Here is an 8,476-nt window from a genome sequence, read left to right on the forward strand (position 1 = left end):
TGGCAACACGAGTCACAACGTCATCATAAATCACATGAGTGTCATTCCGTACGGAAACGGCGCGCGTGTCGCACGGGCCCCAGGGGACGACGCCGGGGCCCAGACGCCCGCGGGAGGGCTCCGCGGGTGCGGGAGGGCGCGGGCGCGACTAGTCGTGGCTCGCGGGCTCGTGGCGCGCGTGGCCCTCGGGCTCGAGCTGGAAGGTGCTGTGCTCGGTGTCGAAGTGGTCTCCGAGGCATTCCAGGAGGGTGTCGAGCACCTCGTGGGCGCGCTGCGGGGTGAAGGCGTCGGCGGTGAGCGTGACGTGGGCGGAGCAGACCGGCTGCCCGGAGGTGATGGTCCAGGCGTGCAGGTCGTGGACGTCGACGACGCCGTCGATCTCCAGGATGTGGCGGCGCACCTCGTCGAGGTCGACGCCGCGGGGGGTGGCCTCGAGCAGCACGTCGACGACCTCGCGGAGCAGCGACCAGGCCCGCGGCAGGATCATGAGGGCGATCACCATGGAGGCGATCGGGTCGGCGATGGTCTGCCCCGTGAAGAGGATGACGAGCCCGGCGGCGACGACGGCGGCCGAGCCGAGCAGGTCGCCAAGGACCTCGAGGTAGGCGCCGCGGAGGTTGAGGCTGTCCTTGCGCCCGGAGTGCAGGATCAGCAGGCATGCGAGGTTCGCTACGCCGCCGACCACGGCGGCGAGCAGCATCGCCGGCGTCTCGATGTCGGGGGCGTCGCCGAAGCGGCGGACGGCCTCGATGAAGATCACGATCGCGATCACCGACAGGGCCACGGCGTTGGCCAGCGCGGCCAGGACCTCGGCGCGCTGCCAGCCGAAGGTCCGCTTGGACGTCGCGGGACGGGTGGCGATCCACGCGGCGAAGAGCGCGATGCTCACGCCGGCCGCATCGGAGAGCATGTGCCCGGCGTCGGCGAGGAGCGACAGCGAGCCGGAGACGGCGGCGCCGATGAGCTGGACGACGACGCCCGTCAGGGTGATGGCGACGACGAGCGCGAGCCGCTTGCGGTGCCGCCCCGTGGCGGTGCCGTTGGCGCCGAGTCCGTGCGAATGCCCCGCGTGGTCGTGCCCCATCAGCCCCAGCCCAGCTCGTGCAGCGTGGCGTCGTCGATGCCGAAATGGTGGGCGATCTCGTGCACCACGGTGATGCCGACCTCCTCGACGACGTCCTCGTGGGTCTCGCAGATCTCGAGGATGGAGTCCTTGAAGACGATGATCCTGTCCGGCATCGCGCCGGCCGCCCAGTTGTGGTCGCGCTCCGTGAGGGGAATGCCGTCGTAGAGGCCCAGCAGGACGGTGTCGGGGTCCTCGTGGGGGAGCGGCTCGTAGCGGTCCTCGATGAAGATGGCGACGTTGTCCATCATGTCCCGCAGGCGCGCGGGGATCTCGTCGAGGGCCTCGACCACGGCCGCCTCGAAGGCGTCCTCGCTCATCTCGAAGGGCATGGAACGACTCTACCCACGGGGGAGGCCGCCGCGCCCAGATGTGTCCAGGGCCACGGCCGTCGGCCGCCGCGCGTTGTGCCGGGGCATCCCGGCGGGCCGTTTGGCCCGGGCGCGAGCGTACCCTATAGTTGTTCAGGTCCACTGCGCGGGAGCGATCCCGCGTTGCGTTCTGGCCCCCATCGTCTAGTGGCCTAGGACACCGCCCTTTCACGGCGGCGACACGGGTTCGAATCCCGTTGGGGGTACGGCAAGGCCGATTTCACAAGCGGGGATTTCCTCTGCTAGAGTTTAGGTCTTGTGAGCGGGAGTAGATCCCGCAAACACCTGGCCCTGTAGCGCAGTTGGTTAGCGCGCCGCCCTGTCACGGCGGAGGTCGCGGGTTCAAGTCCCGTCAGGGTCGCTCTGATTTTCCGGTTGCCGGGAGGTCACGGTGATCATCGCCAGATGATGCCAGGCTCTGTAGCTCAGTTGGTAGAGCGTTCGACTGAAAATCGAAAGGTCACCGGATCGACGCCGGTCGGAGCCACTGAAACCCCGCGTAGCTTCTACATCGCGGGGTTTCTTCATGTCTAACAGTCGGGCGGTCCGCATAAACTCCGCACTTTCAAATCAGGCCCTCGAGCTGTTGCTGCATGACGGCGCCGGCTCTGGCATCACCCTTGAGCGTGTTCATGTAGACATCCTGGGTCATCGACGGTTTCGCATGGCCGAGGAAAGCTGCGACCTCTGCGGCTGACATCCCCACGCGATCGAGCATCGTCGCCGCTGTCTTGCGGAACGTGTGAGTCGACAGATCTGGGTACCCGATCGAGTCGCGGATGTCCCTGAGCTCCCTTTGTGTATTTGAGGGATCTCGCAGACGCATCAGGACGGTAGGGAATAACAATGTCGTGTACTCACGGAGACGTTCGTGCCGGATTCTCAGAAGGTCCATCGTTGGCTCGGGCAGGGGAGTAACTCGCCATGCGGCCTCGGTCTTAGGGACCGGTTGCCGGACGATCCCTCTGCCCTTGATCCGAACATTCGTGGCTACGACCTCGGCGGTGCCGGCGCCGAAGTCGATGGAGGAGGCGTCGAGGGCGCACGCTTCTCCCACTCGCCAACCCGATGCGAGCATGAAGTCGAACAACTCGACGGTGTCCTGTTCGATCAGACTGGGTGCCGCACGTAGCTTGCCCATGAGACCGGGGAGCTCTTCAAGCGCGATTGCGGAGGCCCCCTTCTTGCCCTTGGGTTGGGTGATGCGTTCAAGGTCGCGGATCGGGTTCCGCGCGATTGCGCCGCTGCGCACCGCGAGGGCCATCATTCCGCTGAGGGTCGAGCGGCAATTCTTGGCCGCACCATGCCCGGCCTCGCGGTGCACAGTAGTCAGGAACTTCTGCAACTTATCGGGCTTCGCTTCGGCGACGGCGAGATCGCCGATTCGCGGCGTGATGTGCGCGGTCACGGCGTATCCATACGTCTCAATAGTTCCCTCGGATCGGCCAAGATCCCGCCGATCCTCCAAAAACCTCTGCCCGAGGACCTTCAAGGTCGTTGTGGCCTTAAGCTCGCCGCCTCTACTGTCCTCGATCCTGAGAAGAGACTGTTTCAGCATGGATACGGCTTTTGCGCGGGTCGGAGCGACCTTCTGGATTTGACGGGCCTTGCCGTCTGAGGATCGATAGCGTGCTCGGGCCCGCCACTTGCCAGGGTGGATTTCAACCGTGTTGATGGCGCCGTAGGTGCCAATCTCCAGCCTTGGACGAGCCATCAAAGGCGGTCCAAGGCTGATCGCATTTCGGCGACCAGCACACGGGTAACGCGGCCGCGGGCCTGCGGCGTGCTGTCATTGCCAGCCCGTCTTGCAGACTCATCTTCCAGTGAACGTGTCCACAGGGTCTGCGCCAACTGCTGCAGTCGGGCGGTACCTACACCCAACTTCTTGGCTGCCCGCTTCTCGGCCTGGCTGCCCTCAGGACTTCCGAAGGGGAGTGGTTGTCCCGCCTCAGGTGGCATCTGGGATTGTTCGAGAAGATGGTCGAATGCTCGGTTTCGCTCGGCGGGTGTCAGCGCCTTGGACCCCTGCTCCTTGGTCCTTCGAATGACTTCTTCTTCGAGGGCCTCGTCGAATCCCTCAAGGGCATCGATATTCGACTGGTCTCGACTAATGGCAGGCGAAACGACCTCCTGACCATTCAAAGCAGCGTCGACCCATGCGCGGCTGGCAAGGGAGCGCTCATCGGGCCCAAGGGCAAGGACTTCAGCAGAGCCAAGTAAGTCCGAGAGTGTCTGCGGCCTTCCGAGCAGGTCGCCACAAGCCCATGCCAGGAACAGCAAAGTAGGGAGGGTCAGCGAGGCTTGCCCCCGCTCGATGTTGCTTACGCTGGTCGCACTCCACGTCGCCCCATGCGCACGGGCCGCACCGGCCACCTGATCCAACGTAAGTCCGTGCTCCTTACGCATGCGGGCCACGTACGCGCCGACGGCTTCGGAGATCGTCTGAGGATTCGTCATGTCTTCAGGATACAAAACTTGTAGATGGCTGTGCAAGCTGATAGTTTCAGGTTACAGAATCCAGAACCTGTAAGTCGCGAGAGGATGACATGACTATCCAGTTCGATTCGATTCCGAAGGTGTTTGAGCCGACCCCGAAGTCACTGCTGACTGCGCAAGACCTGTCTGCCCAGATTGGCTGGTCGGTGTCGACGATCTATCGAAAGCGCTCACTCGGGGAACCAATGCCCAGGGCGCTGAAGATCGGCGGACACGTTCGATGGCGCCAGGCGGACATTGATGCCTGGGTCGAAGAGCAGCTTGAGGAGCAGTGAACAGACAAGGGCCAGCCGGGGGTGCTCAGAAGAACGAACTGGGCACCCTGCGTTCGGCTGGGAGCTCGACAATCACGCGTTCAAGGCAACGAAGAGAAGCCGAGGCGTGGTGCGCCTGAGCCCTGCGCTGGAAGCCATCGGCGGCATTGTCCAGTACATCCGACCGACCATCTCTGGTCCGTCTGCCAGCTCCGATTCTGAGTCGGATCCGATGAGAAGTTCTCCTCATGACGACCCAAAGGAGCGTCTTCTGCGACCGCCGCGATGTCGGATCTCTGGCCTGAATGGGTGAGGTCGAAACCGCATTCCAAGCAACAACTCGAAGTAACGAAAGGAACCCGCCATGAGCGAGTACAACCAGAACGACGACAGGCAATTCGAGACCGCAACGGTCGGCATCGCAGGAGCCGCGCCGACTATGCCGAGGCGACCTGCCACAGTGACGAAGCGTCGGAAGTCGAAGACTGAAAAGGAGCTCTACGTAGAAGCAGAGGAGCGCGCCGCCTCACTTCGGGAAAGGCTCCTTGCTAGGCGATCGAAGAACCGTGACGAACTGGTCGAAGACCTCTACCGAAGGTTCCGAATTGGTGCGATCGACGGCGACCTCGATGAAGCTGACCGAATCGCTCAGTTACGGGCGCAGCTCAGTGCTTCGTGGGTCGACGGACACTCGGAGTCGAACTAGTGCGAGCATTCGGACGGGCGCAACTGCATCGTTGCGAGCCAATTTCGGCGACACAAGTCGGTTCTCGGGGGTGGATCGAAGGAGGGGGCAGCGCACCCTCCTCGCAAGCAAAGGACCGAACTCGGAGCGTCAGCGAGGGGTTCGGTGCGGCCCGACCAAACGTTCGAGCGAAGCGAGAAAAGTTTACGGTCGGGTTGCTTGCCAGTCGGTTGGTACCTGAGGTCCACGGGGATGCGTCAATGACACACATCCTCAGGGGGCAACCGGCTTGGAGGGGCCAGTGAGCGAGGAACGAGCGAACAACAAGCGCCCGACCAGCGGGGTAACCGTAGCGCCAGCGGAGGGTGCCCCGCTTCCGCATGTGAGTCGTCGCGCAAGCGACGGCGAGAGGGGCGGTGCGCCTGGCGCATCGCCCCGGGGCCCGGGAGAGGCCGTTGCGGTGCGGATGCACCGTGACGACCTCGACGCGCTCACCGCGGTGCAGCGGCACCTCGGTGTCAGTAGGTCGGAAGCCCTGCGACAAGCGGTGCAGATCGTCGCGCAGGCGATGAGCGATGCATCGTCGATCGAAGCCGCACAGCGATCTTTGGCGAAACATCTTGAGGCCCGACGGCCCGACGGCCCGTCATCGTCGAGGTCGACGGTGGCGCGGTCGCCGAGCTCAAGGAGGGGCTTCAGAAGGTTGCCGAGCGATATACCCGACAGGCGTTCCAGCTTCAGAAGATCGGCAACAACGTCAACCAGATCGCCAAAGTTGCGAATGCCAGGGGCGAGGTGGACGCCGACGCGGTCCGCTCTGTCGAGCGTGCGATCGACCGCCTGTCCGGGGCGATGGAACAAGACGCAAAGCGAGATTCGGCGGTGTCCATGAAGCTGGGGGAAGTCCTCTGATGCCGGTCGAGTATGCGGGCACTACAGCTGTCGCGGTGCGACTGCTCCGCTACACCGTGAAACCCAAACCCGGTCAAAGCGCCAAGGAGCGGGTGCTACACATCGCGGGCCAGAACTGTCGTCCAACAACAGCCGAGCGTGAGTTCGCGGCAACACGACGACGACACGGGACGCAGGGAGCGAAACGGAAGTCGCCTGCCAAGTACTCCCTTCCCGAGCCCGGTGAAGTTGCCATCTACGTGCGGCGAACACGTCCTAACGGGCGACGGTACTGGGCTGAGGCAAAGACTGGGGAAGAGGCAACGCACGTCCGCCACGAAGGTGAAGTCGTCCGTCAGGCCGAAGCCCGCCACCTGATCACCTCATTCGGCATCGACGAGGTGAATCCCGAAGACCCAGACCAGGTCGCGAGGGCGTTCGAGTACGTCGTCGCCAGGCACGCTGCCCTGTATCCGGGGGAGCAGGCCACGTTCGTCGGACAGGCCGAGGGGAAGGGTGGAAAGTTTCATGTGCACACGACTCGGAACGCCACGCTCTTCGGATCGATGAGCGTCGACGGAACGCTGTACAAGGCAGGTAGGAAGCTCGCCGGCGACCTCACCGACATTGACAAGATGCGCGAGCGTGCCGATCGGTTCCTCGCCGACCACGGGATGGAGTACGGCCTTGAGCCGCAGCGACTTCCTTCCACGTCCGCACGCAAGAAGGACAAGCGCAGCAACCGTGACCGTCGAATGGCAAGGAATGGTGCCGTCTCAAACCACGACAGGATCCGAATTGCCTTCGAGTCAGCGATGGACGATCCGCGCTCGGTGGACCTGGATAGCTGGAAGGCCGTCATGTCCGAGCACGATGTCACGGTCACCGAGCCCGGATGGAGGCGAGGAAAACCTCCGAAGGTGCCCCGGCTGAGCTATCAGTTGGCAGGCGTCGCAACGCCGGTTCGAGCAAGTACGCTCGGCGACCGGTACGACCATTCAAGCGCGCTTGAACAACTGAGTGCGAACGCGCAGGGGCAACCTCGGGAACCTAGTCCTGAGCCAGTTCTTACGAAGGGTCCACGCCCCCTGACCAAGGTGACCGACGAGGAGTTGGCCGCCGCTCAGGTGCTCGTCGCGCGTTTGGCACGCGAGGAGCATGCGTTGCGCGCCGAAGAGACAGAGCTCCTCCAATGGATCGTTGCCCGAGCCGAAGACGAGGACGTGGCGATCGGTGACATCCTGAACCGGCTTCCCGGCGACCATGACAGGCGGATGCAGGTTATGCATCGGTGGAGCCGACTTGGCGTCTCGAAGGGCGCACCACATGAGACAGAGACTGCCACTGTGGAAGAAGCGGACCAGGATGGGCTGACCGAGCACGCGGCAGCGTCTACATTGAACGGCCAGGCTTCCGACCGGCGGAGGGAGTGTCAGACGAACGGTGTATCTGGTCCTGGCCTGACCGAAAGGAAAGGCGATGACCGATGTCATCGAGATGATTGATCCTGTGACGGGAGAGATCATCGATCAGCAGCAGATCGCGGAGCAGCTGCTCGCGGAAGCGAAGGAGAAGGGCGTCAGCCTGGTCGGCCCGGACGGGCTGCTCGCCGGGCTAACGAAGCGGGTGCTGGAGACTGCGCTCGAGGTCGAGATGACCGAGCACCTCGGTTATGACAAGCACCAGCCCAGCACCGGCGAGAATGCCCGTAACGGGACGCGGGCGAAGACCGTGATGACCGAGGTCGGTGCAGTGCAGATCGACGTTCCCCGGGATCGTGAGGGGTCGTTCCAGCCGAGGATCGTGCGCAAGCGGCAGCGTCGGCTGGACGGGATCGACGAGATCGTGCTGTCATTGACCGCGCGCGGGCTCACGACCGGTGAGGTCGCGGCGCACTTCGACGATGTCTACGGAGCCAGCGTCTCGAAGGACACGATCTCGAAGATCACCGACAAGGTGATCGAGGAGATGACCGAGTGGCAGAACCGTCCGTTGGACCGCGTCTACCCGGTGGTGTTCATCGACGCGATCGTCGTGAAGGTGCGGGACGGGCAGGTGCGCAACAAACCGTTCTACGTCGCCGTCGGCGTCACCACGGGCGGGGAACGCGACATCCTCGGGATCTGGGCCGGCGACGGTGGTGAGGGCGCGAAGTTCTGGCTCGGCGTGCTCACCGAGATCAAGAACCGCGGCGTCGAGGACGTCTGCATCGTCGTCTGCGACGGGCTGAAAGGCCTCCCGGACGCGATCAACACGACGTGGGAGCTGACGACGGTGCAGACATGCATCATCCACCTGATCCGCAACACGTTCAAATACGCGTCGCGGAAGTACTGGGACCAGATCGCCCGCGACCTCAAGCCGGTCTATACCGCCGTCAACGAAGCTGTCGCGAGGGCCAGGTTCGAGGAGTTCGCCGAGAAGTGGTGCACCATGTATCCCGCGATCCGGCAGCTCTGGGAGAACGCATGGGCGGAATTCATCCCGTTTCTGGACTACGACGTCGAGATCCGCCGCATCATCTGCTCCACGAACGCGATCGAGTCGCTCAACGCCCGCTACCGGCGCGCCGTCCGTGCCCGCGGGCACTTCCCCAACGACGCTGCCGCGCTGAAATGCCTGTATCTCGTGACCCGGTCGCTTGACCCGACGGGGC

At 63.8% G+C, this 8,476-nt stretch carries 9 protein-coding genes and 3 tRNA genes; 8 read left to right on the forward strand and 4 right to left on the reverse strand.

The features are described 5' to 3' along the window. Positions 1-148: 148 nt before the first annotated feature. Positions 149-1,084 (reverse strand): cation diffusion facilitator family transporter, encoded by a 936-nt coding sequence (locus ACQ3I4_RS14510; RefSeq protein ID WP_329862963.1) that lies wholly within the window; start codon positions 1,082-1,084, stop codon positions 149-151. Continuing rightward, positions 1,084-1,455, reverse strand: coding sequence for a metallopeptidase family protein (locus ACQ3I4_RS14515; protein WP_329862965.1), 372 nt, complete (start codon positions 1,453-1,455; stop codon positions 1,084-1,086). Before ACQ3I4_RS14515 ends, ACQ3I4_RS14510 begins: the two co-directional genes overlap by 1 nt. A 172-nt stretch (positions 1,456-1,627) precedes the next feature. On the opposite strand from ACQ3I4_RS14515, the gene ACQ3I4_RS14520 reads away from it, so the two are divergent. The 3 genes from ACQ3I4_RS14520 (at position 1,628) to ACQ3I4_RS14530 (ending at position 1,981) form a co-directional block, all read left to right on the forward strand. Next, positions 1,628-1,700 (forward strand) — tRNA-Glu (locus tag ACQ3I4_RS14520). Between the two features lie 81 nt (positions 1,701-1,781). Next, positions 1,782-1,855, forward strand: a tRNA-Asp gene (locus ACQ3I4_RS14525). Between the two features lie 53 nt (positions 1,856-1,908). Next, positions 1,909-1,981: transfer RNA gene (locus ACQ3I4_RS14530), tRNA-Phe, on the forward strand. A gap of 78 nt (positions 1,982-2,059) precedes the next feature. Here ACQ3I4_RS14530 and ACQ3I4_RS14535 read toward each other — a convergent pair. Both ACQ3I4_RS14535 and ACQ3I4_RS14540 read right to left on the reverse strand, forming a co-directional pair. Next, the gene (locus ACQ3I4_RS14535) at positions 2,060-3,208 is read right to left on the reverse strand and encodes a tyrosine-type recombinase/integrase (RefSeq protein WP_430633820.1); all 1,149 of its coding nucleotides are present in this window, start codon (positions 3,206-3,208) and stop codon (positions 2,060-2,062) included. Next, a complete protein-coding gene (locus ACQ3I4_RS14540; protein WP_430633821.1) occupies positions 3,208-3,951 on the reverse strand; it encodes a helix-turn-helix domain-containing protein in 744 nt (247 codons plus the stop codon). The genes ACQ3I4_RS14535 and ACQ3I4_RS14540 overlap by 1 nt, the downstream gene beginning before the upstream one ends. A gap of 89 nt (positions 3,952-4,040) precedes the next feature. Here ACQ3I4_RS14540 and ACQ3I4_RS14545 point away from each other — a divergent pair, with 89 nt between their 5' ends. The 5 genes from ACQ3I4_RS14545 to ACQ3I4_RS14565 form a co-directional block, all read left to right on the forward strand. Further along, positions 4,041-4,265 (forward strand): helix-turn-helix transcriptional regulator, encoded by a 225-nt coding sequence (locus tag ACQ3I4_RS14545; RefSeq protein ID WP_329864258.1) that lies wholly within the window; start codon positions 4,041-4,043, stop codon positions 4,263-4,265. Between the two features lie 343 nt (positions 4,266-4,608). Continuing rightward, positions 4,609-4,950 carry a hypothetical protein gene (locus tag ACQ3I4_RS14550; RefSeq protein ID WP_329864260.1) on the forward strand — a complete coding sequence of 114 codons (342 nt, stop codon included), beginning with the start codon at positions 4,609-4,611 and terminating at the stop codon, positions 4,948-4,950. Positions 4,951-5,577: 627 nt separating this feature from the next. Then, entirely contained in the window at positions 5,578-5,841 is a 264-nt protein-coding gene (locus ACQ3I4_RS14555; RefSeq protein ID WP_430633823.1) for a MobC family plasmid mobilization relaxosome protein, read from the forward strand. Beyond that, the gene (locus tag ACQ3I4_RS14560; RefSeq protein ID WP_430633822.1) at positions 5,841-7,325 is read left to right on the forward strand and encodes a hypothetical protein; all 1,485 of its coding nucleotides are present in this window, start codon (positions 5,841-5,843) and stop codon (positions 7,323-7,325) included. The genes ACQ3I4_RS14555 and ACQ3I4_RS14560 overlap by 1 nt, the downstream gene beginning before the upstream one ends. Then, positions 7,318-8,476 (forward strand): IS256 family transposase (locus tag ACQ3I4_RS14565; RefSeq protein WP_430633170.1); only part of this gene is annotated, 1,159 nt, incomplete at its 3' end. The genes ACQ3I4_RS14560 and ACQ3I4_RS14565, both read left to right, overlap by 8 nt.

It is taken from the genome of Zafaria sp. Z1313 (genome assembly GCF_050563205.1).
Taxonomy (GTDB): domain Bacteria; phylum Actinomycetota; class Actinomycetes; order Actinomycetales; family Micrococcaceae; genus JAZDCJ01.

Coding starts and splice junctions, on each gene's coding strand:
- ACQ3I4_RS14510 (WP_329862963.1), bottom strand. CDS start 1,084: ATGGGGCACGACCACGCGGGGCATTCGCACGGACTCGGCGCCAACGGC.
- ACQ3I4_RS14515 (WP_329862965.1), bottom strand. CDS start 1,455: ATGCCCTTCGAGATGAGCGAGGACGCCTTCGAGGCGGCCGTGGTCGAG.
- ACQ3I4_RS14535 (WP_430633820.1), bottom strand. CDS start 3,208: ATGGCTCGTCCAAGGCTGGAGATTGGCACCTACGGCGCCATCAACACG.
- ACQ3I4_RS14540 (WP_430633821.1), bottom strand. CDS start 3,951: ATGACGAATCCTCAGACGATCTCCGAAGCCGTCGGCGCGTACGTGGCC.
- ACQ3I4_RS14545 (WP_329864258.1), top strand. CDS start 4,041: ATGACTATCCAGTTCGATTCGATTCCGAAGGTGTTTGAGCCGACCCCG.
- ACQ3I4_RS14550 (WP_329864260.1), top strand. CDS start 4,609: ATGAGCGAGTACAACCAGAACGACGACAGGCAATTCGAGACCGCAACG.
- ACQ3I4_RS14560 (WP_430633822.1), top strand. CDS start 5,841: ATGCCGGTCGAGTATGCGGGCACTACAGCTGTCGCGGTGCGACTGCTC.